Annotated in this window: 27 protein-coding genes; 17 read left to right on the forward strand and 10 right to left on the reverse strand. The window is 65.7% G+C overall.

Annotated elements, in window-relative coordinates; translation table 11 throughout:
* Window positions 1–131: 131 nt before the first annotated feature.
* Window positions 132–332, forward strand: coding sequence for a hypothetical protein (locus tag GJG85_RS26085; RefSeq protein ID WP_050017916.1), 201 nt, complete (start codon window positions 132–134; stop codon window positions 330–332).
* 162 nt (window positions 333–494) lie between these two features.
* Here GJG85_RS26085 and GJG85_RS26090 read toward each other — a convergent pair whose 3' ends face one another.
* Window positions 495–815 (reverse strand): XRE family transcriptional regulator, encoded by a 321-nt coding sequence (locus GJG85_RS26090; protein ID WP_089489982.1) that lies wholly within the window; start codon window positions 813–815, stop codon window positions 495–497.
* A complete protein-coding gene (locus GJG85_RS26095; RefSeq protein WP_089490028.1) occupies window positions 815–1,150 on the reverse strand; it encodes a SymE family type I addiction module toxin in 336 nt (111 codons plus the stop codon). The genes GJG85_RS26090 and GJG85_RS26095 overlap by 1 nt, the downstream gene beginning before the upstream one ends.
* A gap of 682 nt (window positions 1,151–1,832) precedes the next feature.
* On the opposite strand from GJG85_RS26095, the gene GJG85_RS26100 reads away from it, so the two are divergent.
* From GJG85_RS26100 to GJG85_RS26130, 7 genes are all read left to right on the forward strand, one after another.
* Window positions 1,833–2,180: a metalloregulator ArsR/SmtB family transcription factor gene (locus GJG85_RS26100; RefSeq protein WP_050017913.1), complete on the forward strand. Its 348-nt coding sequence runs from the start codon at window positions 1,833–1,835 to the stop codon at window positions 2,178–2,180.
* Window positions 2,181–2,201: 21 nt separating this feature from the next.
* Window positions 2,202–2,696, forward strand: coding sequence for an arsenate reductase ArsC (locus GJG85_RS26105; RefSeq protein ID WP_089489983.1), 495 nt, complete (start codon window positions 2,202–2,204; stop codon window positions 2,694–2,696).
* Between the two features lie 65 nt (window positions 2,697–2,761).
* Window positions 2,762–3,859, forward strand: coding sequence for an ACR3 family arsenite efflux transporter (arsB, locus tag GJG85_RS26110; protein WP_089489984.1), 1,098 nt, complete (start codon window positions 2,762–2,764; stop codon window positions 3,857–3,859).
* Window positions 3,856–4,578 carry an arsenical resistance protein ArsH gene (arsH, locus tag GJG85_RS26115; protein ID WP_089489985.1) on the forward strand — a complete coding sequence of 241 codons (723 nt, stop codon included), beginning with the start codon at window positions 3,856–3,858 and terminating at the stop codon, window positions 4,576–4,578. Before arsB ends, arsH begins: the two co-directional genes overlap by 4 nt.
* A 247-nt stretch (window positions 4,579–4,825) precedes the next feature.
* Window positions 4,826–5,497 carry a MarC family protein gene (locus GJG85_RS26120; RefSeq protein WP_089489986.1) on the forward strand — a complete coding sequence of 224 codons (672 nt, stop codon included), beginning with the start codon at window positions 4,826–4,828 and terminating at the stop codon, window positions 5,495–5,497.
* A gap of 107 nt (window positions 5,498–5,604) precedes the next feature.
* On the forward strand, window positions 5,605–5,811 hold the full coding sequence (locus GJG85_RS26125) for a type II toxin-antitoxin system VapB family antitoxin (RefSeq protein ID WP_089489987.1): 207 nt from the start codon (window positions 5,605–5,607) through the stop codon (window positions 5,809–5,811).
* A complete protein-coding gene (locus tag GJG85_RS26130; protein WP_050017907.1) occupies window positions 5,808–6,188 on the forward strand; it encodes a PIN domain-containing protein in 381 nt (126 codons plus the stop codon). Before GJG85_RS26125 ends, GJG85_RS26130 begins: the two co-directional genes overlap by 4 nt.
* A 58-nt stretch (window positions 6,189–6,246) precedes the next feature.
* Here GJG85_RS26130 and GJG85_RS26135 read toward each other — a convergent pair whose 3' ends face one another.
* Both GJG85_RS26135 and GJG85_RS26140 read right to left on the reverse strand, forming a co-directional pair.
* On the reverse strand, window positions 6,247–7,083 hold the full coding sequence (locus tag GJG85_RS26135) for an ion transporter (RefSeq protein ID WP_050017906.1): 837 nt from the start codon (window positions 7,081–7,083) through the stop codon (window positions 6,247–6,249).
* Window positions 7,084–7,169: 86 nt separating this feature from the next.
* Window positions 7,170–8,132 carry a LysR substrate-binding domain-containing protein gene (locus tag GJG85_RS26140; protein ID WP_050017905.1) on the reverse strand — a complete coding sequence of 321 codons (963 nt, stop codon included), beginning with the start codon at window positions 8,130–8,132 and terminating at the stop codon, window positions 7,170–7,172.
* 156 nt (window positions 8,133–8,288) lie between these two features.
* Between GJG85_RS26140 and GJG85_RS26145 the strand changes: the two genes are divergently transcribed.
* From GJG85_RS26145 to GJG85_RS26155, 3 genes are all read left to right on the forward strand, one after another.
* Window positions 8,289–9,464: a M20 aminoacylase family protein gene (locus GJG85_RS26145; protein WP_204383987.1), complete on the forward strand. Its 1,176-nt coding sequence runs from the start codon at window positions 8,289–8,291 to the stop codon at window positions 9,462–9,464.
* Window positions 9,465–9,534: 70 nt separating this feature from the next.
* Window positions 9,535–10,329 (forward strand): ABC transporter substrate-binding protein, encoded by a 795-nt coding sequence (locus tag GJG85_RS26150; RefSeq protein WP_124631446.1) that lies wholly within the window; start codon window positions 9,535–9,537, stop codon window positions 10,327–10,329.
* Between the two features lie 55 nt (window positions 10,330–10,384).
* Window positions 10,385–11,569, forward strand: a complete 1,185-nt coding sequence (locus GJG85_RS26155) for a porin (protein ID WP_176016720.1) — start codon at window positions 10,385–10,387, stop codon at window positions 11,567–11,569.
* A gap of 78 nt (window positions 11,570–11,647) precedes the next feature.
* Here GJG85_RS26155 and GJG85_RS26160 read toward each other — a convergent pair whose 3' ends face one another.
* The 3 genes from GJG85_RS26160 to GJG85_RS26170 all read right to left on the reverse strand — a co-directional run bounded on the left by GJG85_RS26160 (window position 11,648) and on the right by GJG85_RS26170 (window position 14,808).
* Window positions 11,648–12,457, reverse strand: coding sequence for a TlpA disulfide reductase family protein (locus tag GJG85_RS26160; RefSeq protein WP_089489991.1), 810 nt, complete (start codon window positions 12,455–12,457; stop codon window positions 11,648–11,650).
* Between the two features lie 536 nt (window positions 12,458–12,993).
* On the reverse strand, window positions 12,994–13,584 hold the full coding sequence (locus GJG85_RS26165; protein WP_050017900.1) for a DUF4410 domain-containing protein: 591 nt from the start codon (window positions 13,582–13,584) through the stop codon (window positions 12,994–12,996).
* 222 nt (window positions 13,585–13,806) lie between these two features.
* A complete protein-coding gene (locus GJG85_RS26170; RefSeq protein ID WP_050017899.1) occupies window positions 13,807–14,808 on the reverse strand; it encodes a hypothetical protein in 1,002 nt (333 codons plus the stop codon).
* Window positions 14,809–15,004: 196 nt separating this feature from the next.
* On the opposite strand from GJG85_RS26170, the gene GJG85_RS35255 reads away from it, so the two are divergent.
* Entirely contained in the window at window positions 15,005–15,136 is a 132-nt protein-coding gene (locus GJG85_RS35255; RefSeq protein ID WP_256975834.1) for a hypothetical protein, read from the forward strand.
* Window positions 15,137–15,250: 114 nt separating this feature from the next.
* Here the strand turns inward: GJG85_RS35255 and GJG85_RS26180 are convergent, their stop codons facing one another.
* Window positions 15,251–16,171 carry a HipA domain-containing protein gene (locus GJG85_RS26180; RefSeq protein ID WP_089489993.1) on the reverse strand — a complete coding sequence of 307 codons (921 nt, stop codon included), beginning with the start codon at window positions 16,169–16,171 and terminating at the stop codon, window positions 15,251–15,253.
* A 2-nt stretch (window positions 16,172–16,173) separates the two neighbouring features.
* Entirely contained in the window at window positions 16,174–16,437 is a 264-nt protein-coding gene (locus tag GJG85_RS26185; protein WP_089489994.1) for a helix-turn-helix transcriptional regulator, read from the reverse strand.
* Window positions 16,438–16,535: 98 nt separating this feature from the next.
* On the opposite strand from GJG85_RS26185, the gene GJG85_RS26190 reads away from it, so the two are divergent.
* The gene (locus tag GJG85_RS26190) at window positions 16,536–16,913 is read left to right on the forward strand and encodes a hypothetical protein (protein WP_143328924.1); all 378 of its coding nucleotides are present in this window, start codon (window positions 16,536–16,538) and stop codon (window positions 16,911–16,913) included.
* Window positions 16,914–16,931: 18 nt separating this feature from the next.
* On the opposite strand, the gene GJG85_RS26195 is transcribed toward GJG85_RS26190, so the two are convergent.
* Window positions 16,932–17,969, reverse strand: coding sequence for an aldo/keto reductase (locus GJG85_RS26195; RefSeq protein WP_089489995.1), 1,038 nt, complete (start codon window positions 17,967–17,969; stop codon window positions 16,932–16,934).
* Between the two features lie 126 nt (window positions 17,970–18,095).
* On the opposite strand from GJG85_RS26195, the gene GJG85_RS26200 reads away from it, so the two are divergent.
* The 4 genes from GJG85_RS26200 to GJG85_RS26215 all read left to right on the forward strand — a co-directional run bounded on the left by GJG85_RS26200 (window position 18,096) and on the right by GJG85_RS26215 (window position 21,478).
* The gene (locus tag GJG85_RS26200; protein ID WP_050017895.1) at window positions 18,096–18,977 is read left to right on the forward strand and encodes a LysR family transcriptional regulator; all 882 of its coding nucleotides are present in this window, start codon (window positions 18,096–18,098) and stop codon (window positions 18,975–18,977) included.
* Window positions 18,978–19,154: 177 nt separating this feature from the next.
* Window positions 19,155–19,454: a metalloregulator ArsR/SmtB family transcription factor gene (locus GJG85_RS26205; protein WP_050017894.1), complete on the forward strand. Its 300-nt coding sequence runs from the start codon at window positions 19,155–19,157 to the stop codon at window positions 19,452–19,454.
* Between the two features lie 20 nt (window positions 19,455–19,474).
* Window positions 19,475–20,827 (forward strand): pyridoxal-dependent decarboxylase, encoded by a 1,353-nt coding sequence (locus GJG85_RS26210; RefSeq protein WP_050017893.1) that lies wholly within the window; start codon window positions 19,475–19,477, stop codon window positions 20,825–20,827.
* Between the two features lie 183 nt (window positions 20,828–21,010).
* Window positions 21,011–21,478 carry a cupin domain-containing protein gene (locus GJG85_RS26215; protein ID WP_124594904.1) on the forward strand — a complete coding sequence of 156 codons (468 nt, stop codon included), beginning with the start codon at window positions 21,011–21,013 and terminating at the stop codon, window positions 21,476–21,478.
* Window positions 21,479–21,588 lie beyond the last annotated feature (110 nt).

Consider the following 21,588-nt stretch of genomic DNA (forward strand, 5'->3'; position numbering starts at 1 on the left):
GTAGGCCGCTGCCGTTTGTGACGGCAGCAGTTTTTCTTTTTGTGTCGAGCGTGTGCAGCAGTTATCGTTCGAACTTCACTTACCTGGCTCAGAGGGCATCGCCAATGGGCCATTGAAGGAGGAAGCCAACGATGACCAAGGCTCGCGGTACAAGCGTTTACGAGGATCGGTACGTGCCGGTGCGGCACACCGCGGCGGACACTGCACGCCTGCTCGCGGATTCGGCCGTCAAGGCTGCGTACGATCAGTTGGAGGAAGAATTCGCCGCGCTCCGTGCGCTGCTTTCGCAGAATCAGCCTGGTCCGATTGGCTGTAACAATCCGCCACGTTAAATTGATCGGGTGTGGCGGCGCCGGAGCCGCTTCGGCGGCGGCCGTTGGGCCCGGCTGTAGTCATGCTATGTAATTCGATAGTACTTACTCCTGACGCTGCCTCATGCGAGCGCTGATGCGCTTCCGGCTGCAACACACTTCTTTAAGCCGTGCTCCGGCCCGTCAGACCGAAACCGTGATGCCCGCCGGCCCAGATCCCGCCGCCGGCCGCACCACGATCTCCACATGCTGGCCGAACGACGCCAGCGTCAGCATCAGTTGGTCCAGCGTCACGTTCCGGAGCCGCTCGCGCTGTTCGGGGGTGACGACCGGCCGGGCCATTTCGGAGAGCGCTGCAGCCTCTTCTTCGGTCAGGCCGCGCGACACCATCAGCGCATTGAGCTTCAGTACGAGGACGGACTTGGCCGTCAGTTCACCGACGTCGTAGTAGTCGAAATCGTCCGGCACCTTGTCGGTGCGTTGATTCGATGCGTCGTAGTTCATTACGCTTCCTCCGTCATCATCGAAAGGCGCCGCTGCTGCCCGGTTCCGCGATCGATATCGGGGAGTCCCGCGCTCTCGACCGAAGCGCAATCCGCGTCGTCCATCGGCGTGATCACCAGCCGCTTGTGCGACACCTCGATTCGCAGGCGCTGCTCGGGATCGAAGCCTGCTGCCTCGATCCACCGGCCGGACAGCTTCATCCACACACACATGACAGGCGGCGCCATGTCGGTGAGCCGGATGTGCGGCACGATGCGGCCAGATTGAAGAGACGAGCGAGGGGAGACAAAACAATCGCGGAAATACGTCGGTGCGTTATGATTCGCGCCAGCCATGGTTAACTCTCCTGTGTGGAGTTGGTTATGGTCAGCGGCCTGCAGGTGCTGTTTCACCTACGGGCCGCGCTCGTTTACGCAGCGAGTTTCGAGCGCCATTCCATTACATGCATCGCATGCCGAAGCAGCCCGAGACGCTTCGCGAAAACGTGCAACCACTGTAGCGGAGAACATCCGGCGTCAGGCACCGGTCATGTACGAATTCATCGGCATTGGCCATTTGGCCGATGCTTCGAATGCTTGCTGCACAACGATTCCGCGACATTCGCATTGGCTGGACGCATCGCCACGTCATGGACGATGTGTCAGAAAGCGTTTCAGAGACGGGCTTCGATCAGCCGGCCGCGTACCGCACGAGTATCTCGTTCATCACGCGCCGTTGCTGTGTTCGCCGCGGCACGTGTCGACGTATCGCGGCAATTGAACGGTCGACCGACGAGGCGAGGGCGCGAGGGGTCGACGCAGGGGCCGTACGGAAGGCGCTGTCCGTTCGACTGCACGGGCGCGGGTAGGATCAGGCCGACTGTCGTTTCGGACCGAGACACCGGCCGTATGGTGGCGAGCCGGCGCGCGCGGCAACACGTGTTCGATATCACGCCTCGTTTTGACCGACAGACCGCCCCGGCGATGCCATGCCTCGGCATCGCTTCCCCTATTTCCATATTTCGACTATTATAGAAATATGGAAACGAACGAAACCATTGCCGCACTCGCGGCGCTCGCGCATGAATCCCGCCTCGCGGTCTTTCGCGCGCTCGTGCAGGCCGGGCCGCAAGGCATGCCGGCTGGCCAGATCGCCACGTTGCTCGCCGTGCCGCCTTCGTCGCTGTCCTTTCACCTGAAAGAGCTGGCGCACGCGCAGCTCGTGACGAGCCGTCAGGACGGCCGCTTCGTGTTCTATTGCGCGAACTTCGACACGATGAACGGGCTGCTCGGCTATCTCACGGAGAACTGTTGCGGCGGCAATCCGTGCTCGCCGGTGTCCGGCTGCTCGCCTTCCGCAAAAATCGACCGCTCCCGTCAATCCTGACGCGCATTCGCGTGCTCGCCCATGACCACGAACGTCCTGATCCTCTGCACCCACAACTCGGCGCGCAGCGTGCTCGCGGAAGGCATGCTCAATCACTGGGCCGCGAAACTCGGCAAGGATGTGCATGCCTACAGCGCCGGCAGCGCACCGAGCGGCCGTCTGAATCCGTTCGCGCTGGAAGCGTTGACGAACGCCGGTGTCGACGTCGGCGACGCTCGCAGCAAAAGCTGGGACGAATTCGTCGGCGACGGCGCGCCCGAGATGCGCGTCGTCATCACGGTCTGTGACAGCGCGGCGTCCGAGACGTGCCCGTACTGGCCCGGCAGCCCGGTCAAAGTGCATTGGGGCTACGCCGATCCGTCGAACGCGACGGGCGGCGAAGCAGGCAAGCGTCTCGCCTTCGAACTGACTCGGCAAGCGATCGGCTATCGAATGCTGCAGTTGCTGGCGCTGCCGCTCGATCGCATGAGCGACGACGCACTTCACGCGGCGCTGATCGAGATTGCACAACACTGACCGCGCGCAGCGCGATGTGCGCGAAACGAGCGGCCGCTCATGACTTCAAGACGGAACCTCGTCCGATGAATACGCCCAACGTCGCGCCGCCCGGTACGGCGGTCACGCAACCCGCCATCAACTTCTTCGAACGCTACCTGACCGTATGGGTGGCGCTGTGCATCGTCGCGGGCATTGCCTTCGGCCAGGCGCTGCCCGGCCTGTTTCACGCGATTGGCCGGATGGCGTACGCGCAGGTCAATCTGCCGGTCGGGCTGCTGATCTGGGTGATGATCGTGCCGATGCTGGTGAAGGTCGACTTCGGCGCGCTGCACGAGGTGCGTCAGCACGTGAAGGGCATCGGCGTCACGCTCGTCGTGAACTGGCTCGTCAAGCCGTTCTCGATGGCGTTCCTCGGCTGGCTGTTCATCCGCCATCTGTTTGCACCGCTGTTGCCGGCGGATCAGCTCGACAGCTATATCGCCGGGCTGATCCTGCTGGCTGCCGCGCCGTGCACGGCGATGGTGTTCGTGTGGAGCCGGCTGACAGGCGGCGATCCGCTCTTCACGCTGTCGCAGGTCGCGCTGAACGACAGCATCATGGTGATCGCGTTCGCGCCGCTGGTCGGCCTGCTGCTGGGGATGTCGGCCATCACGGTGCCGTGGGCGACGCTGCTCACGTCGGTCGTGCTCTACATCGTCATTCCGGTGATCGTCGCGCAGATCCTGCGCAAGCGGTTGCTCGCGAAGGGGCAGGCCGCGTTCGATGCCGCGATGACGCAGATCGGCCCATGGTCGATCGCCGCGCTGCTGGCCACGCTCGTGCTGCTGTTCGCGTTCCAGGGCGAAGCGATCCTGAAGCAGCCGCTGGTGATCGCGCTGCTCGCGGTGCCGATCCTGATCCAGGTGTTCTTCAATTCCGCGCTCGCCTACTGGCTCAATCGCGCGGTCGGCGAAAAGCATGACATCGCGTGCCCGTCGGCGCTGATCGGCGCATCCAACTTTTTCGAGCTGGCGGTCGCGGCCGCGATCAGCCTGTTCGGTTTCCATTCCGGCGCGGCGCTGGCCACCGTCGTCGGCGTGCTGGTCGAGGTGCCGGTGATGTTGCTGGTCGTGCGCATCGTCAACCGGTCGAAGGGCTGGTACGAGCGCCGGGCTCGAGATCACGAGAGAAGCGCCCCATGACCGACTCCCTGAAAGACCTGCCGCAACTCGACGCCACGCTGTTCCGCGTGCCGGACGCCACGCAACTGCGGCCTGCCGCGCCATCGACCCATCCGCCTCGGCTCCTGCTCCTGTACGGGTCGCTGCGCGAGCGTTCGTTCAGCCGCTTGCTGGTCGAGGAAGCTGCACGCCTGCTCACGGCGATGGGCGCCGAGGTACGCGTGTTCAATCCGAGCGGATTGCCGCTGCCGGACGATGCGCCGGAGAGCCATCCGAAAGTGGTCGAGCTGCGTGAGCACGTGATGTGGTCGGAAGGCATGGCGTGGTGCTCGCCGGAGCGGCACGGCGCGATGACCGGCATCATGAAAGCGCAGATCGACTGGATTCCGCTGTCGACGGGCGCCGTGCGGCCGACGCAAGGCAAGACGCTTGCGGTGATGCAGGTGAGCGGCGGCTCGCAGTCGTTCAACGCGGTGAACCAGATGCGCGTGCTCGGGCGCTGGATGCGCATGCTGACCATCCCGAACCAGTCGTCGGTGGCCAAGGCGTTCATGGAATTCGACGAAGCGGGGCGGATGAGACCGTCCGCGTATTTCGACCGCGTGGTGGACGTGATGGAGGAACTGGTGAAGTTCACGCTGCTGACGCGCGACGTCGGCCCCTATCTGGTCGACCGGTACAGCGAGCGCAAGGAAAGCGCGGAGGCGCTGTCACAGCGGGTCAATCAGCGCAGCATCTGAGATCGTTGACGAGCCGGGGGCGACGTCGCCCGCCGCGCATGCGGCCTTACGCGTGCCCGTCGAATTGTCCGGCGCTCAGCAAAATCAGACTCGACTGATTTCCATCCCGACTCAGATTCCCGACAATTCAGTTTCTGCGGCCCGGCATACACCGTGTGCCGGATCATGGAGACATCTCCTTTTTGCGGCCGGTCTTCTCGACTGGCCGCTTTTTTATTCCCGTTCGCTACCGGAGAGCACGATCGCGATGCAGCTCGACCGCCTGATCCCTGAAATCCTGTTCGGCTTCACGGGCCTGATCGGCATCATCAATCCATTCGGCATGGCGTTCGTGTTTCTCGAACGCACGCAATCGCTGACCGAAGCCGAGCGCGCGGTGCTGTCGAAGCAGATCGCGACGAACGTGTTCTTCACGCTGCTCGTGATCTTTTTCGTTGGCGCGCCGGTACTGAACTTCTTCGGAATCTCGATGGAGGCGCTGCGCATCGGCGGCGGCCTGGCGGTGGCGGTGGCCGGCTGGTCGATGCTGAATGCGCCTGACGTACCGGCCGGCGGCGATGTCGCCGCGCACGGCGACGATCTGCCGAAGCTGATGTCGCGCGCGTTCTTTCCGCTGACGGTCCCGCTGACCATCGGCCCCGGCTCGATCGCGGCCGGCATCGCGCTGCATGCGAACCGTGCGCATACGGCGAGCGATTACGTGTTGTCGGGCATCGTGTCGGTGGCGGTCGCGGCGCTCGTCGCGTTCACGATCTGGCAGATCTACAGCCGCGCGACGACGCTCGCGCGCTATCTCGGCAGCGAAGGGACGAAGGTCGCGATGCGCGTGTCCGCGTTCCTGCTGCTGTGCGTGGGCGTGCAGATCATGCTGACGGGACTCGCCGCGTTCGTGCAGATGCTGGGCGGGCAGGCGGGGTGACCGATGGCATAGGCGCCGACCGTTCGTGCATGAAGTGTTTGCTCTCTATAACTGAGTAAGGTGATAAAATTGGTGCGTTATCGCATCAATTTTGATGGAGGTAGGCAATGCGAACCACGGTCACTATCGACGACGATCTCTACACGAAGGCCCTCCAAATGGCCGAGCCCGGAATGGATAAGGCGGACTTGTTCAGGGAGGCAATCAAGACGTTTGTACGTGTCCAGGCCGCCAAACGCCTGGCAGCACTGGGCGGATCCATGTCCGGCATGGCAGATATTCCGCGACGTCGCCAGGAACCGGAATCGCAATGAATGTGTTGATTGACACGTCAGTCTGGGTTGATCACTTTCGAAACAGAAATCAGACACTTTTCGAGCTGCTTGCGCTCGATGCCGTACTGATGCATCCGATGGTGCTGGGTGAACTTGCTTGCGGGACGCCGCCGGCGCCACGACTGCGAACGCTGAACGACCTCGGATTGCTTCAGGAATGCAATCAGGCCAGCATGTCTGAGGTAATGGCATTCGTGGAGCGCGAGAAGCTCTACGGGATGGGGTGCGGTCTCGTCGATCTGACCTTGTTGGCGTCCACGTTGATCACGCCGGGGGCGCGCTTCTGGACCCTGGATCGTCGTCTTGCAGCGTTGGCGGATCGTTTCTCGGTCGAATTCCGTCCGACTTCAAAGTGAGCTAAAGACGGCATGCGCCGGCGTCGGCCGCAGGGAAGGAATCGGAATAGAACAGGGCCTACTCTGGTCGTCGTGGCGCGGCAGCGTCAACTGGCTCGGGCGGCGGAACCGCCGCGCCGCAGTTCGGGCAGCAGCGTGTATCCGTATCAGCATTCGGGCGCTTGCGCTCCATCGCCGATGCAACCAGCTCCGCGCCCATGATCCCGGTCGGAAACGCGATGATCCCGTAGCCGAGCAAGATCGCGCACGACGTGATCAGCCGGCCGAGCGGCGTGACGGGTGTCAGGTCGCCGTAGCCGGTCGTACTCATCGTCACGGCCGCCCAGTAGACGCCGACCGGAATGCTCGTGATCCCGTGCTCCGGCCCTTCGACCAGAAAGATCACGGTGCCGAGTATCACGACGAGCACGAACATCCCGCCGATGAACACGAAGATCTTGCGCCGCGCGCGCGTGAGCGCCCGCATCAGCAACTGCCCTTCCTCGAGATAGATCGACAGCCCGAGGATGCGGAACACGCGCAGCAGGCGCAGCAGCCGCACGTCGATCAGCGCGTGCAGGCCGGGGAAGAAGAACGCGAGATAGGTCGGCAGCACCGACACGAGATCGACGATGCCGAAGAAGCTGCGCGCATACGCGGCCGGCTTCTTCGCGGTGCAGAGGCGCAGCAGATACTCGGCGGAAAACAGCAGCGTGAACGCCCATTCGGCCGCGTAGAGCGCGTGGCCGTATTGCTGGTGCAGCTCCTGCACGCTGTCGGCCATCACGACGAGCACGCTCGCGACGATCAGCACGAGCACCGCGATGTCGAGCTTGCGCAGGAACGAAGGGCGGCGCGCGACTTGCGTGACGGCATCGCGCGCCGTATCGAAGGAGGACTGGATCAGCGAAATCATGGATCCGAGTGTACGGACCGCGTATCGCCGGGCCTATCGGACATGTCTGATTTGAGCCGGGCGGCATCCAGCCGCCGCGCTAGCGGTCAGATCAGCAGCGTGAGCGTGTGAAACAGCGCGAGATCCTCCTTGCGCGCCGAGCGCGCATGCTGGCGGATCACGTGCAACAGGCAGTCGATGAAGCAACGCGCCGCGTCGCCGAGCGTGCTGCTGCGCCGCGTGACGATGCCGAGTTCGCTCGGCTCGAAGGTCTCCTTCAGCGGCAGCACGCGCATCCGCTCGCCGAATGGCGGCACCGCGGCGAGGATCGTCGGGCACCACGTGCACATGCCGGCCTGCTCGAGCATCGTCTGCAACATCGCGACCGACTGTGCGCGCACGATGCGCCGTTCGTCGATCCGCGCGCCGTGCCGCGTGAACAGGTAGTCGATCAGCGCGGCCTGGCCGTCGGCCGACGAATTCAGCACCCAGTCGCAATCGAGCAAATCGTGCACCGACGTCGCGCGCTCGCGCGGATGCCCGGCGCGCACCATCACCGACGTGTCGTAGCGCAGCAGCGGCTCGAACGCGAATTCGCGCGCGCCGCTGCCGGGCTGCACGTGGCCGAGCGCGAAATCCATGCTGCCGTCGCGCAGCAGCGGCTGCGCGACGGCCATCAGCGCTTCATAGAGTTCGAGGCGCACGTCGGGCATCCGCTCGCGAAACTGCAGCACGGTCTCCGCGAGGAACGTCATCGTCAGCCACGGCGTGACGCCGACACTCAGCCGCCCCTCGACGCGCCCGCGCATCCGTTCGAGATCGCTCTGCGCATGCTCGAGCTGCTTGAGCACGAGCTTCGCGTGCGTGAGCAGCGTCTTCCCGTAGTCGGTGAAGCCGATGCCTTCCGGGGCGCGAACCAGCAGCGGCAGGCGCTCGCTGGCCTCCAGCTCGCGCAGCGCGCGCGTGACGGCCGCCTGCGACAGCCCCAGCGTGCGCGCCGCGCCACGGATGCTCCCGGCTTCCGCGCTCGCGACGAGCGCCTGCAACTGATGCAGCTTGATCGTGCTCATGGTGCGGGATGGTGTGAGAGGGGATGAATGCCGACAACGAAAGGTTGTCATCATAACGAAACTGCGGCTGTTCGCCGGTTTTTTCGCTGCCTACGATTTCGCCACGATCCGCCATTCCGGCGATCGGAAACCGGCACGTATCGAGGAGTATCGAGGGTGGATCGAGCACGAATTTCGCCTGAAATGGCGGCTATCGAGGCGGAGATGATCGCGCTGCGCCGCCGGCTGCACGCGCATCCGGAGCTGGGGTTCGAGGAACACGCGACGAGCGCGCTCGTCGCCGACTGCCTGACAACATGGGGTTATCAGGTGACGCGCGGCGTCGGCGGCACCGGCGTGGTCGGCACGCTCGCGCGGGGCGCCGGGAAGCGCCTGGGGCTGCGCGCCGACATGGATGCGTTGCCGATCCGCGAGACAACCGGGCTGCCGCATGCAAGCCTGCACGACGGCGTGATGCATGCGTGCGGCCACGACGGCCATACGGCGATGCTGCTCGCGGCGGCTAGGTGCCTGGCCGAGCGCGGGCGCTTCACCGGCACGCTGAACCTGATTTTCCAGCCGGCCGAGGAAGGGCTCGGCGGCGCGAAGCGGATGCTCGACGACGGGCTGTTCACGCGTTTCCCGTGCGATGCCGTGTTCGCGATGCACAACGTGCCGGGCCTGCCGGCCGGCGTGCTCGGCTTCTGCGACGGTCCCGCGATGGCGTCGGCCGACGAGGTGCGCGTGCGCGTGATCGGGCGCGGCGGCCACGGTGCGGCGCCGCACACGACGATCGATCCGGTGGTGGTCTGCGCGTCGATCGTGATGGCGCTGCAGACCATCGTGTCGCGCAACGTGAATCCGCAGGAGCTGGCGATCGTGACGACCGGCTCGATCCACGCGGGCACCGCATCGAACGTGATTCCGCCTCATGCGGATATCGAACTCAGCGTGCGCGCGCTGTCGCCGGACGTGCGCGCGCTGCTCGAACGGCGCATCCGCGCGATCGTGCACGGCCAGGCCGACAGCTACGGCGCAATGGCCGAGATCGACTATCGCTACGGCTATCCGGTGCTGGTCAACCATGCAGCGGAAACGGCATTCGCGCGGGACGTCGAACGTGAATGGGGCGGCGACGACGCGCTGATCCCGCATCTGCGGCCGATCGCGGCGAGCGAGGATTTCGCGTTCATGCTCGACGCGTGTCCGGGCAGCTACCTGTCGATCGGCAACGGCGACGGCGACGGCGCGGCCGGCTGCGGGCTGCATAACCCCGGCTACGATTTCAACGACGCGTGCCTTGCAATCGGCGCGAGCTACTGGATCGCGCTCGCGGAGCGCTACCTCGCGTGAGCCGGACAGGCGGACACGCGGGACATACGGATTCGATTCACCTTCAACGACGGAAACAAGGAGACAGGCAATGAAACCATGGATGGCCGCGCTCGCAATGGCGCTGACGGCAACGACGATCGCAGGCGCCGCGCACGCGGGCGACTGGGCGGGCAAGGAGATTCGCCTCGCGGTCGATCCCACGTACCCGCCGCTCGAATACAAGCAGCCGGACGGCACGCTGACGGGCTTCGGGATCGACATCACCAACGCGTTGTGCGCGGAGCTGCATGCGCGCTGCGTGTGGGTCGAGTCGAGTTTCGACGGGATGATTCCGGGGTTGCTCGCGCGCAAGTTCGACGTGATCGCGTCGTCGATGACGATCACGCCGAAACGCATGCAGCAGATCGCGTTCACGAACCGGATCTCGAATGCGCCGGCGCGGCTGGTCGCGCGCAAGGGTTCGCCGTTGCTGCCGACGGCCGCGTCGCTGAAGGGCAAGCGCGTCGGCGTCGAGCAGGGCTCCGCGCAAGCCGACTATGCGATCGCGAACTGGCAGCCGGCCGGCGTGCAGATCGAGTCGTACCAGAACCAGGACCAGGTGTACGCCGATCTCGTGACGGGGCGGCTCGACGCGGCGTTCCAGGCGTCGATCGCGGCCAGCGACGGCTTCCTGAAGAAGCCGCAGGGCAAGGACTTCATGTTCGTCGGCGCGGCGATCGACGACGCGAAATACTTCGGGCAGGGCGACGGCCTCGGGCTGCGCAAGCAGGACACCGACCTGCGCGACGCATTCAATCGCGCGCTGGCGACGATCCTCGCGAACGGCACGTATCAGCGGATCAACCGCAAGTACTTCGACTTCGACATCTACGGCGCGAAGTAAGCGGCACCGCATCATAGCGAGCGGGTGGGGATAATCAAATCAATAAGGAAAGCGAATGAACTGGAGATTGTTTTTCGTCGTGATGCCGGCACTCTGTGCGGTGCCGGCGTTCGCGCAGAGCAGCGTCACGCTGTACGGGCTGATCGATGCGGGCATCGACTATACGAACAACGTCGGCGGGCACGGCGCGTGGCAGATGGCGAGCGGCTTCGCGCAGGGCAGCCGCTGGGGGCTGAAGGGCACCGAGGATCTCGGCGGCGGCTACAGTGCGCTGTTCCAGATCGAGAGCGGCTTCAACGTGAACAGCGGCACGCTCGCGCAGGGCGGCCGGATGTTCGGGCGGCAGGCTTACGTCGGGCTCGGCAGCACGCGCTTCGGCACGCTGACGCTCGGCCGGCAATACGACGCAGTCGTGGATTTCCTTGCGCCGACGACCGCGAACGGCAGCTGGGGCGTCTATCCGTTCTCGCATCCGCTCGACAACGACAACACCGGCAATACGTTCCGGGTGAACAACACGGTCAAGTACGCGAGCCCGGATTTTGCCGGCTTCTCGTTCGGCGGCACGTACAGCTTCAGCAACGACACCGGGTTCGCGAACAACCGGCAATGGAGCGTCGGTGCGGAGTACGAGCAGGGCGGCCTGCTCGTCGGCGCCGCGTTCCTGAATGCGGACAACCCGGGCGCGACGGCCGGCGGCGCGATCGCGGGCGCGGGGTCGGTCGGCGCGGATGCGAACTTCGCGTCGGCGAGATTGCGGATTTTCGGCGCGGGCATCAACTACACCGCAGGGCCCGCGACGGTCGGGTTCGCGTATACGAACAGCAACGTCACGCGGCCGACCGCGAACGTCGGCTACCTGTTCGGCGACGAGACAATCGAACCGGTGACAGGGCCGCTCGCGGGCGGCGCGGTCACGGCGATCAAGTACCAGAACTTCGAAGTGAACGGCAGGTATCAGTTCACGCCGGCGTTCTTCGTGGGCGCGCAGTACGTGTACACGACCGTGCGCTACGACGCGACCACGGGCAGCGCGAAACCGAAGATCCATTCGATCGGGCTGATGGCCGACACCAACCTGTCCAAGCGCACCGACGTCTACCTGATGGGCGCGTACCAGCGGATTGCCGGCGACGCGACCGGCTCGTCGCTCGATCAGGCCTATATCCCGGGGGCGGCGGATCTATCGTCGACGTCGAAGCAACTGATGGTGCATGCGGGGATTCGGCACAAGTTCTGAGTGCGTGACGCGGGAAGACCGGCGGCCGGCATCGTGCAGGGCGCGCACTGCGTGCCCGGCGCGTGGGGTCGCCGGTCATTACTGCCCGAAGCGTTGCGTGACGGCATCCTTCAGCCGCGCGGCGGTCAGCTCGCCCATATGCGATTCGACGAGTTCGCCTTTCACATTGAAGAACAACGTGGTCGGCAGCCCGCGCGAGCCATACGCGTGCATCGCGTGCAGCGAAGGGTCGAGCAGCACGTGATCGAAGCGCAGGTTCTGCTGTTCGAGGAACGCGCGCACGGCTTGCGCGTTTTCCCCCTGGTTGAGCATCAGGACCGTGATGCCCGGATGGTCACGCTGCGCCTGTTCGAGGATCGGCATCTCACGGCGGCACGGCGCGCACCACGTCGCCCACAGGTTCACGACGACCGGCTTGCCGACGAAGCCCGCGGGCAATACGGGCGTCGAATCGAGCGCCTGGAGCGGCATCGTTGCAAGCGGCGGCGCGCCGCGCTGCAACGTCGCCAGCGTGCCTTGCGCGATGCCCCACGCGCCGAGGCCCGCGACGATGCCGGCCAGCACCGGCCGACGCAGCGCGGGCAGGCGGCGCAGACGCCAGCCGGCGAACACCAGCGCGGCCGCGATGCCGATGCGCGCGTCGAAGCCGCCGTCGCCGAGCGCGACGATCGCGCGCGGCGACGCCGCGTAGTCCGGCCACCATTGCGCGACGTAACCGGCACGCGCGGCAATCAACCCGAGCAGCAGCGCGTCGAGGATCAGGCCTGACGCGGTCTTGTGATGCCCGTCCGGCGGGCGACGCTGGATGACACGCGCGACGAGCCACGCCAGCAGCGCGGCGACGGCGACCGCGACGACGCGGATCGAGAAGGGACCGATGCTCAACATGAAATAGGAAGAATGGACGTGATCGAGCGGGACAGAAGACGGGATGGTCCGCCGCGACGATGAAGCGGTCGACGGTCGTGCGGCGTTTCGACCGGTTGCCGCGCATGGGGGTTCCCTCCGCGAACGTAACGGCGTGTTGCGGATCGCGACAGGCGCCCGGGGCAGCTCAGGACTGCGTGATGTGCACGCCGACGTGCAGCGAATCAGATCGGTCTGGTGTGGTGTCCGCCGGTATCCCGCACAGGGATCTCTCCTTGACGGCCGCTCCGCTCGCGAGCGGCCGCTTTTTTAGCGTCGTGCTTAGCGTGGTGCGTGCGGGCATGAGTATCTTGTGGCGGTCGGTGGGCGCGGCGGCATCCGATGCATATCGGCTGGTTCAGCGGGATGGGAACGCTGCAAGATGCGAGCGCTAGGCATTCACTTACGCATTGCCTGGCACCCGGTTGGCGGCTGGCGCGGCCGCTCGTTGGCGGCGACACAGGGCTGCCGCCATGGCCCGACGGGCCGCGCATCCACGAGCCGTCGGGCGCCGGGTCTTACAGCTTCTTCGACGCCGTCGATGCCGCGTCGCCTTGCGTTGCCGCGGTCGCCGGATCGAGCGTCGCGATCGTCTTCTCGGTGAATTTCTCGTACAGCCAGTCCATGCGCATGCTGTCGATGCCCGCGATACCGCCGAGCGCATACGACGCCGACACCTTGAAGTGGTCGAGCGGATGATTGTCGGCATCGGCGAACGTGACGGTGCCGTCGACGTAATCGCTGCCGGCCATGAAGCCGAACATGACGGCCGAGAAACTCGAGCGCACGCGAATGCCGGTGACTTCGACATTCAGGTGCATCGCATCGGTTGCATCCGCTTTGGCCAGCAGCTTGCGTGCGTCCAGTGCCTGTTCGATTTTTTCCTGCAGTTTCTTCGCATCGAACTTCAGGTTGTCTTTCAACGCTTCCTGCGCGGCGTTGTCGAGCGTGACCTTCACGATCACGGGTTTCTTGCCGAATTGGGGCGTCGATGCGGTCACGGTGGCCCCTGCCGGATCGCGGGCGTCGCGCGTCACGCTGCTGGCGCAGCCCGACAGGAAGCCGATCGTCACGAATGCCAGTGCGGCATGGCGGATAAGAGATTTCATGATTTGGTCTTTGATTGAGTTTATTTGAATGGGCCTTGTGGCCGAGCGGGAATTTAGCACGGCGCGATCCGATTCAAATCGCCGAATAGCGGGGGAAATCGATTCGGTATTGGGACGGCGCGGCGGGTTTGCACCGAGGAAGCGCCGAGACAATGTGCGGCGAGTGATGAGCGGCGTTGGAGATTTGCTACTGCTTTCGCGATGACATCGCTTCGCGGGCGATTACTGGCCGTTGCCCGCCCGTGCTTCACCGAGCCGATACGCGGTAAAGAACTCGTACCACGGCGACCCTTGCTCGACCGGCACGCCGAGTGCCGTCGTGCGCTGTTTCAGCGCGCCGAATACATCGTTGATGAGTGCGTTCAGCGCGTTATCGCGGAATGGAACCGGTCGCGTCCGCCCCGCGGCGAACGCCCCGTACGCAATCGCCAGCAGACGTTCGCGGTCATCTGTGCCCGCGATCGTCGCGTCGATCGTTTCGACGAAGCGCGGCCGGTCCTCTTCGCGCGCTGCGGACAGGCACAGGAACACGATCGCCGACAGTTCGTGCAGGTCCTTCCCGCGCAGCAGCGTGGGCAGTCGCGCAACGATCGGGCCCACTGGTTCCTCACGCAGCGCGTCGTCGAAGTCGAGCACGGCGGCCATCGGGTTCATGTCTGTTTTCAGGCGATCGAGCGCAGGCGGGGCCGACGACGCGCCGTCCGGCCCCGCAGCGGGCGGAGACCGCAACGCATCGGCCACGTGCTGCGTCCATTCCGGAAAAATCATCCGCACGTTGCCGAACTGCTCGCCGCCTTCCGCGGCCGGATTCCACCGATAGACGATCGTGCCGCCGCGAATGAACGGCGAATACAGGTGCTCGGGCGTTTGCGGCAGCGGCCGCCGGTTGATGGGCAGCCACGCGAGCGTGAGCCAGTCGTAGCGGCCCGTCGCGGGGACGGCAGCGCTCGAACTCGCGACGACCTGCCACGTGCCGCGATTCGCATAGCGGCGGCGCGCGTCGGGTACCGGGACGGTCCGGCCTTTGGCGGTGTCGAAATACGTCTTGCCCGTGACGTTCGCGCCGCTGTCAGCGGCCGGCGTGATGGTCGAGATGACCCACGACGCGCCGTCCGCCGACCGGTAGTCGGACGGCTTCAGCGTTGCTACGTCGTGCACCATGCGCGTTTCCGCCGCGACGGGGCTTGGCGGGGCATCGGCGGGCGCGGCGAAGATACTCGGCATGGCTTTCCTCGGAATCGGGGCGCGCATCGTCGAGCGGGGCGATGTGCGGCGGCACGGATGACGGTGTCGTAACTGTAGAACGTCGTGACCGGAAACGGAAACTGGCCGAATGGGGTAATCGGTGCACGCCGTTCGCCGCTTCGCTTACGATGTGCATCCTGAGCCAAGGACGCATATCGAGCGGGAGGGCGGGCGCATGACCGATACGAAAGCCATTGCCGAACACTGGGCGCGGGTTGCCGGCCAATGGATCGGCTGGGCCGGCAAGCCGGAGATTGGCTGTGGCGAAGGTCGCGTGCGCGACGCGGCCAGCGCAAGCCCGTTATGAGCGTGAGCAGGTCCCAGGCAGTGGGCGCGCGTGCCGCTGTTTTTGTGGATCAAGGCGCGGCCGCTGGGATGGGTGGGGCCGGGGTCGGGTCCGGGGGATTGAATCGGACGGACGTCAGGGTTTCTTGTCGTGATTGGCCAGCAATTCCGAGCGACCAATGATCGCTTTCGCGTTGCCGGCCTGATCGGCGTCTGAAAAACCGGCGGCCTCGATGACTGGCGTGAGCGCTTTGAATGCGACCTGCGGCTTGGCGCTGCGGAGTGATCCCATGCCTTCGTTCCATGCATGCAGCATCTGCTTCGCGGTCCAATGCCAGCGCGTCTCGTTCCTTGCTGCTTCGACGATATCTTTTCCCGTCGATACGGCCGAGTCGCACAGTGCTTCGACCATCTCGCGGTATTGCTTCGGCGGGATGCCGAGACGCGTGTTGAAAAAACGCTCCAGCGTCTTCCCGGGGGCCCACGTTTTTCGACCGTCGATGCTCAGCCCCGGCGGATTGTTCGCAAAGCGCGGATAAGCCTCCGTGGTGACTATGTCATAGGCAGGTGTGTAGATGACGTCGTCGATGTTCGAGTAGAGGAGTGCGATGTTCTTCGCGTGGCAGTCCGCGTTGCGCACGACGTAGTTGGTGATGAGTTGCCAGCCGAGTTGTTCGGCCTCCCGCCGCCAATTGGCAGGACCGATGTAGGGCTTTGTCGCGTTGAGAACCTGTTCGGTCGACGGACGGTACTTCTCGTGCGGCGGCAAGCCAAGCAGGCCGGCGCCGCCGATGACGGCCAGGAGCGAAAGGTCGGTTCCGTCGAGATAAGGGCCGAACTCCTCGCGAATCACTTGAAAAAGAAATCCTTCGGGCAGATTCTGCCGGAAGAAGGGATGCAGGTCGCGCGGCCAAATCCAGGCATCTTCGCGAACGGGCATGGTCAAACTGGCAAAGTCGGCATCGAGTGCGTCTGCGGTGTAGCGCAATGCATAGTCGTCCGCCTGGCGATAGAGATGCGCAACGAGTTTGCCTTTGACGTACACATGAAGCCGCATGGTCACGCGTCTCCCATCGTGCGCTGTTCGGCCAGCACGTCATCGAGGGTGCGCCCATGCCCGCGCTTCACCACGCGCAAGTCATAGCCAGCAGCCTCCAGCAGCCGAACGAGCGCAGATACGCTCATGTCGCCTCGCGCGAGTGTCTCCATCCGTGCGAGCGTCGTGCGTGCGACACCGGCGTGCGCGGCCAGCTCTTTCTGAGAAAGTCCTGCTGAATGGCGGACCGCTCTCAGCATCTCTCCAACATCGGCCAAGGTTGTCATTTGTAGCCCCAGGGCGTCAAAAGTCCTCACATTGACTGATGTTGTAGCCCTTGTGCTACAAATTCGCATGTAAAATTGGTGTCCGCAGGGCTACAAAATTGAACCGACAGGATGATTTTGTATCCCTGTGGCTACTGTGGCCGTTCTGCGGCGACAGCCATTGGCGGTGGTCCTGTTCCCGGACCGCGCGTACGGACAGGCTCCGTTCATGTCGCGGGCCTTTTCAGGACGGGGCGCGGTCAGAACTGGTCCCGGGTTTTTCCGGCCGCCCACGCGATGCGCAGCGCCTGCACGACGCGGCCGCGAAGGCCACGATCCTGCCGTTCATCGACGGCTTGCGGGACGGGTTTCGCACGACGGTCGGCGAGCGCGGACTGAAACTGCCGGTGGCGAGCGTCAGCGTATCGCGCGCCCGCGCGATGTACGGTTCGACAGACAAGGTCGTGCTGCTCGGCCACGCGCGCGTGCTGGCCTGATGCCGATGCCTTCGCGGCTTACCCGCGCATCGGCGGATTCAACCGCGCGAACGCCGCCTGCCGGCGATACGGAAAATACGGATACGGCGCTTCCACCGCGCTCGCCGCATCGAGCTTCGCGACCTGCGCATCGGTCAGCGCCCAGCCGACCGCCCCGAGGTTCTGCCGCAACTGTTCCTCGTTGCGCGCGCCGACGATCACCGACGACACCGTCGGCCGCTGCAGCAGCCAGTTCAGCGCGATCTGCGGCACCGTCTTGCCGGTTTCTTCCGCGATCGCGTCGAGCACATCGACCACGTCGTACAGGCGTTCGTCGTCGACCGGCGGCCCGTAGCTGGCCGTTTCATGCAGGCGGCTGCCTTCGGGCAGCGGCGCATTGCGCCGGATCTTGCCGGTGAGCCGGCCCCAGCCGAGCGGGCTCCACACCAGCGCGCCGAGGCCCTGGTCGGCGCCGAGCGGCATCAGGTCCCACTCGTAGTCGCGGCCGACGAGCGAGTAGTACACCTGGTTCGCCACGTAGCGCGTCCAGCCGTGCCGGTCGGCCTCCGCGAGCGACTTCATGATCTGCCAGCCGGCGAAGTTCGACACGCCGATATAGCGCAGCTTGCCCGCGCGCACGAGATCGTCCAGTGTCGACATCACTTCCTCGACCGGCGTGCCGGCGTCGAACGCGTGCAGTTGCAGCAGGTCGATGTAGTCGGTGTCGAGGCGGCGCAGCGCGTCGTCGACGGCGCGCACGAGCCGTGCGCGCGACGTGCCCGCGTCGTTCGGGCCGTCGCCGGTCGGCAGGCCCGTCTTGGTCGAGATCAGCACCTGGTCGCGGCGCCCCTTGAGCGCGGCGCCGAGGACGCGCTCGGACGCGCCGTCTGAATACACGTCGGCGGTGTCGAACAGGTTGACGCCGGCTTCAATGCAGATGTCGATCAGGCGGCGTGCTTCGTCGACCCCGGTATTGCCCCAGGCACTGAACAGCGGGCCGGCGCCGCCGAACGTGCCGGCGCCGAAGCTCAGGACAGGGACCTTGAGGCCGGAGCGGCCGAGCGTACGATATTCCATGAGCGTTTCTCTCGTCGTGTGAGCGCGGCGCGGCCGCGCGTCGATCGTCAGGCGACCAATGTACCGTTTGCGGCTTTCCCGGATAATCCAGAAGACGACGAAAATATCCTTCGGAAGGAGCGAACAATGCTGCTCGACAACCTCGCGCTGTTCCTGCGCATCGTGGAGAAGGGCGGGCTGGCCGCGGCGGGCCGCGAAGTCGGCCTGTCGCCGGCCACGGTGTCCGAGCGGCTGACGGCGCTCGAGCGCCACTACGGCGCGGCGCTGCTCACGCGCACGACGCGCGCGATCAGCCTGACCGACGAGGGGCGCACGCTGGCGGAGGGTGCGCGACGCCTGCTGGCCGAGGCCGATGAACTCGAAAGCCGTGTGCGGCTGGGCGTGCAGACGCTGTCGGGGCCCGTGCGGCTGAGTGCGCCGGCCGATCTCGGGCGCGAGCGCGTCGTGCCGGTCCTCGACGCGTTCCTGGCCGCGCATCCGGGCGTGACGGTCGACCTGCATCTCGGCGACGGGTATGTCGACCTCGTCGGGCAGGGGCTCGATTTCGCGATCCGTCGCGGCACGCTGGCAGACAGTTCGTTGCGCAGCCGTTCGCTCGGCCGTGCGCGGCGTGTGGTGTGCGCGGCGCCCGCGTATCTCGCCGCACGTGGCACGCCGATACACCCGGACGAACTTGCCGCGCACGACTGCATCGTGATGCGCTTCGGCCAGGAGCTGTATGCCGAATGGCCGTTCAGTATCGACGGCGCATTGAAGCGCGTGGTGGTGCGCGGCCGGCGCGTCGCCAACGACGGGGCGCTCGTGCGCGCGTGGTGCGTCGCGGGGCACGGCGTCGCGCTGAAATCGCTGGTCGACGTCGAACGGGACCTGGCGTCGGGCGCGCTCGTCGAGGTGCTCGGCGCGTTCTCGCCCGGCGACGTGGATCTGCAGATCGTCTATCCGGGGAGTGCGGCGCAGCCGCGGCGTGTGCGCGCGTTGATCGACAGGCTGGCGGAGGCGCTCGCGTAACAGCACGTTGCCCGCGCGGCCGGCGAGACGATGCGACGGCGATCTCGCCGCGATCGCATCGAATGCGCGACGGTGCGTGCGGGCGCGCGGCATCGCAGGCTGAAACCGCTGTTCAAGCCCATTGCCCACATTTCGTCATTTAGCTAATATTCAAAACGTCAAACGAAGCCGAACCCCATGGACGACGTGATCCGCATCAGCGCCTTGGCCAACGAAAGCCGTCTCGCCGTGCTGCGCTGGCTCAAGCAGCCGCGCAAGCATTTCCCGCCGCAGCCGCACGGCGACTTCGACGAACTCGGCGTGTGCTGCACGTACATCACCGAGAAGCTCGGCATCGCGCCGGCCACGACGACGCGGCACATGCGCATCCTCGCGGACGCCGGGCTCGTGCAGGCGACCCGCGTCGGCAAGTTCACGTACTACAAGCGGATCGACGGCGCGCTGCAGCAGCTCGGCCGCGATCTCTCGCAACTCTGACCCTGACCGAGGCAACCGACATGGACGAACTCGCCCTGCTGGCCGACGCCGATCGGCGCGCGCACGCGTATCTGGCTGCAACGAACGAACGGCGCGCGTTTCCCGATGCGGCCGCGCTGGCCGGCCTCGCGGCGTTCGACGAAGCGCTGCCCGATACGGGACGCCCGGCCGACGACGTGCTGCGCCTGCTCGACGAGCACGGCACGCCCGCAACGGTCGCATCGAACGGCCCGAACTATTTCGGCTTCGTGATCGGCGCGACGCTGCCGGCCGCGGCGGCGGCCGAGCGGCTGATGCTCGCGTGGGACCAATGCGCGTCGTCGTACGCGAATTCGCCGGTGGCCGCAACGCTCGAGCGCCAGGCCGCGCGCTGGGTCGTCGAGGCGCTCGGATTGCCCGAAGGCAGCGCGGTCGGTTTCGGCACGAGCGCGACGGCCTGCACGCTCGTCGCGCTGGTGGCCGCGCGGCGCGCGCTGCTCGCGCGCAAGGGCTGGGAGATCGACGAGGACGGCCTGATCGGCGCGCCCGAGGTGAAAGTCGTGATCTCCGCGCTCGCGCACATCACGGTGAAGAAGGCGCTGCGCGTGCTCGGCTTCGGAATGAAGCGCATCGTCGTCGCGCCGGTCGATGCGCACGGCCGGATCGACCCGGCGCAGTTGCCGCCGCTCGACGACATGACGATCTTCTGCGTGCAGGCCGGCGAAGTGAACACCGGCGAATTCGATCCGTTCGCGGCATTGATTCCGCCCGCGAAGGCGGCCGGCGCGTGGGTGCACGTGGACGGTGCGTTCGGCCTGTGGGCGCGGGCGTCGTCGAAGCGCGCGCTGACGGACGGCGTCGACGGCGCGGACAGCTGGACGACCGACGGTCACAAATGGCTCAACACGCCGTACGACGGCGCGATGGTGATCTGCCGCGACGCGGCCGCGCTCGCCACCGCGATGAACAGCGACGCCGTATATCTGAGCGGCGCGCAGGATGCGCAGAAGAACCTGAACCTCGAATTCTCGCGACGCGCGCGCGGCATTCCCGTGTGGGCCGCGCTGCGTTCGCTCGGCCGTGCCGGCGTCGCGACGATGGTCGAGCGGCATTGCGCGCAGGCGGCGCGGGTCGCGGACGGCCTGCGGGCGGCCGGCTACGACGTGCTGAACCGCGTCGTGCTGAACCAGGTGCTCGTGCGCGCCGGCACCGACGAGGAAACGGCGGCGATCCTCGAAGCCGCGCAGGCGTCGGGCGACGTGTGGTTCGGCGCGACCGTGTGGCAGGGGCGGCCGGCGTTCCGGATCAGCGTGTCGTCGTGGCGCACCGAGGATGCGCACATCGATCGCCTCGTCGCATTGCTGACGAAGCTGCGCGGCGTGCACGTGGGGTGAGCGTCACGCGTCGTTTGCCGCCTGAATGGTTGCGCGTGCAACGTTCTGGCATTCGATGCAATGTAGCGCAGCCGGTGGGGTTCGCGGCACGTCTGCAAGCGTGAAAATATCGGACAATAGCCATTCCGCGCGGGCCGCGCCGGCACCGCGTCCAACCGAAGCATTCACGCTTGCGAGCTCCCCATGTCGACTCCCTGTCCCCGGGAATTGCTGAAGGCCGCCGATATCGCGAAGATGGAACCCACGCGCGCGGTGCATTCGCTCAATCCCAATGCCGTGCGTCTCAAGCGGCAACTCAGCGACCTGACCGGCCTGACGCAATTCGGCGTTCACCTGCTCACGCTGATGCCCGGTCACGAATCGGCCGAATATCACCGTCACCTGTACGAAGAAGAATTCGTGTACGTGCTGTCCGGCGCGGGCTCGGTGACGATCGGCGAGCGCACGAATGAAATCGGGCCCGGCGATTTCATCGGCTTTCCGCGCGGCGGCGAAGCGCATACGGTGCAGAACACCGGCGAGGCGCCGCTCGAATTGCTCGTCGGCGGGCAGCGGCTCGAACACGACGTGTGCGAATACCCGCGAATCGGCAAGCGGCTTTATATCGCGGGCGAGCTCGAGGAGTATGTCGAGCTGCCGAAACGGCCATGACGGTCGATTGCACGTCATTACCGGAGCAGGCCGTTCGGCCAATGAGGATGAATTCGCTTCCCCGCGGCCCCGTCGCGCTTATGATGCGGGAACGCCACTGACAGGGTCCC

Origin of the sequence: Burkholderia sp. MS389 (assembly GCF_016899425.1) — a bacterium.
Taxonomy (GTDB): Bacteria; Pseudomonadota; Gammaproteobacteria; order Burkholderiales; family Burkholderiaceae; genus Burkholderia; species Burkholderia sola.

What these genes read in the sequence shown, in the direction of transcription:
- GJG85_RS26165 (WP_050017900.1), bottom strand. Translation starts at nt 13,584, where the DNA reads ATGAAATCTCTTATCCGCCATGCCGCACTGGCATTCGTGACGATCGGC.
- GJG85_RS26095 (WP_089490028.1), bottom strand. Translation starts at nt 1,150, where the DNA reads ATGGCTGGCGCGAATCATAACGCACCGACGTATTTCCGCGATTGTTTT.
- GJG85_RS26215 (WP_124594904.1), top strand. Translation starts at nt 21,011, where the DNA reads ATGTCGACTCCCTGTCCCCGGGAATTGCTGAAGGCCGCCGATATCGCG.
- arsH (WP_089489985.1), top strand. Translation starts at nt 3,856, where the DNA reads ATGACCGACTCCCTGAAAGACCTGCCGCAACTCGACGCCACGCTGTTC.
- GJG85_RS26105 (WP_089489983.1), top strand. Translation starts at nt 2,202, where the DNA reads ATGACCACGAACGTCCTGATCCTCTGCACCCACAACTCGGCGCGCAGC.
- GJG85_RS26100 (WP_050017913.1), top strand. Translation starts at nt 1,833, where the DNA reads ATGGAAACGAACGAAACCATTGCCGCACTCGCGGCGCTCGCGCATGAA.
- GJG85_RS26090 (WP_089489982.1), bottom strand. Translation starts at nt 815, where the DNA reads ATGAACTACGACGCATCGAATCAACGCACCGACAAGGTGCCGGACGAT.
- GJG85_RS26195 (WP_089489995.1), bottom strand. Translation starts at nt 17,969, where the DNA reads ATGGAATATCGTACGCTCGGCCGCTCCGGCCTCAAGGTCCCTGTCCTG.
- GJG85_RS26210 (WP_050017893.1), top strand. Translation starts at nt 19,475, where the DNA reads ATGGACGAACTCGCCCTGCTGGCCGACGCCGATCGGCGCGCGCACGCG.
- GJG85_RS26170 (WP_050017899.1), bottom strand. Translation starts at nt 14,808, where the DNA reads ATGCCGAGTATCTTCGCCGCGCCCGCCGATGCCCCGCCAAGCCCCGTC.
- GJG85_RS26085 (WP_050017916.1), top strand. Translation starts at nt 132, where the DNA reads ATGACCAAGGCTCGCGGTACAAGCGTTTACGAGGATCGGTACGTGCCG.
- GJG85_RS26205 (WP_050017894.1), top strand. Translation starts at nt 19,155, where the DNA reads ATGGACGACGTGATCCGCATCAGCGCCTTGGCCAACGAAAGCCGTCTC.
- GJG85_RS26120 (WP_089489986.1), top strand. Translation starts at nt 4,826, where the DNA reads ATGCAGCTCGACCGCCTGATCCCTGAAATCCTGTTCGGCTTCACGGGC.
- GJG85_RS35255 (WP_256975834.1), top strand. Translation starts at nt 15,005, where the DNA reads ATGACCGATACGAAAGCCATTGCCGAACACTGGGCGCGGGTTGCCGGC.
- GJG85_RS26200 (WP_050017895.1), top strand. Translation starts at nt 18,096, where the DNA reads ATGCTGCTCGACAACCTCGCGCTGTTCCTGCGCATCGTGGAGAAGGGC.
- GJG85_RS26140 (WP_050017905.1), bottom strand. Translation starts at nt 8,132, where the DNA reads ATGAGCACGATCAAGCTGCATCAGTTGCAGGCGCTCGTCGCGAGCGCG.
- GJG85_RS26155 (WP_176016720.1), top strand. Translation starts at nt 10,385, where the DNA reads ATGAACTGGAGATTGTTTTTCGTCGTGATGCCGGCACTCTGTGCGGTG.
- GJG85_RS26180 (WP_089489993.1), bottom strand. Translation starts at nt 16,171, where the DNA reads ATGCGGCTTCATGTGTACGTCAAAGGCAAACTCGTTGCGCATCTCTAT.
- GJG85_RS26150 (WP_124631446.1), top strand. Translation starts at nt 9,535, where the DNA reads ATGAAACCATGGATGGCCGCGCTCGCAATGGCGCTGACGGCAACGACG.
- GJG85_RS26160 (WP_089489991.1), bottom strand. Translation starts at nt 12,457, where the DNA reads ATGTTGAGCATCGGTCCCTTCTCGATCCGCGTCGTCGCGGTCGCCGTC.
- GJG85_RS26130 (WP_050017907.1), top strand. Translation starts at nt 5,808, where the DNA reads ATGAATGTGTTGATTGACACGTCAGTCTGGGTTGATCACTTTCGAAAC.
- GJG85_RS26125 (WP_089489987.1), top strand. Translation starts at nt 5,605, where the DNA reads ATGCGAACCACGGTCACTATCGACGACGATCTCTACACGAAGGCCCTC.
- GJG85_RS26135 (WP_050017906.1), bottom strand. Translation starts at nt 7,083, where the DNA reads ATGATTTCGCTGATCCAGTCCTCCTTCGATACGGCGCGCGATGCCGTC.
- GJG85_RS26185 (WP_089489994.1), bottom strand. Translation starts at nt 16,437, where the DNA reads ATGACAACCTTGGCCGATGTTGGAGAGATGCTGAGAGCGGTCCGCCAT.
- arsB (WP_089489984.1), top strand. Translation starts at nt 2,762, where the DNA reads ATGAATACGCCCAACGTCGCGCCGCCCGGTACGGCGGTCACGCAACCC.